The organism is uncultured Roseibium sp., from assembly GCF_947499295.1.
Classification (GTDB): Bacteria; Pseudomonadota; Alphaproteobacteria; order Rhizobiales; family Stappiaceae; genus Roseibium.
Genome location: NZ_CANMNP010000126.1, coordinates 1 through 557 on the forward strand (window position 1 = coordinate 1; position 557 = coordinate 557).

Annotated in this window: 1 protein-coding gene; it reads left to right on the forward strand. The window is 58.9% G+C overall.

The annotated features are described in order from the left end of the window. The coding region (locus Q0835_RS30070) for an IS110 family transposase (RefSeq protein WP_298967175.1) at nucleotides 1–557 on the forward strand (557 nt) is incomplete at both ends.

Genomic DNA, 557 nt, shown 5'->3' on the forward strand with positions numbered 1-557 from the left:
CCCCCTGCCTGATTGGCATGGAAGCCTGTGTGACCAGTCATTATTGGGCTCGTGAGATCGCAGCATTAGGGCATGAAGTGCGTTTGATCCCGCCAGCTTACGTCAAACCTTATGTGAAGCGGCAAAAGAATGACATGGCGGATGCCGAAGCGATATGTGAAGCCGTCACCCGGCCGAACATGCATTTAGTCGCTATCAAAAGCGCTGACCAGCAGGCTGTATTGATGCTGCATCGCGCTCGGGATCTGCTGGTGCGCCAGCGTACGATGCTGGTCAATGCCTTGCGCGCGCACCTTGCAGAATTCGGCATTGTGGCCGCCCGAGGCCCACAGCAGGTACGTTGCCTTGTTACCGACCTTGAGAATGCCACCGATGGCCTTCCTGAGGTGGGGCAGGCAACCTTGCTGTGCCTGGTGAGGCAACTGGATGCCCAGGAGGCCGAGATCGCGCGGCTCGATCGCGAGATAAAGGCTTGGCACGGCCAGTGCGAGACCAGCCAGCGACTGGCTACAATACCAGGTATAGGAGTGCTCACGGCAACAGCCTTGGCCGCGACG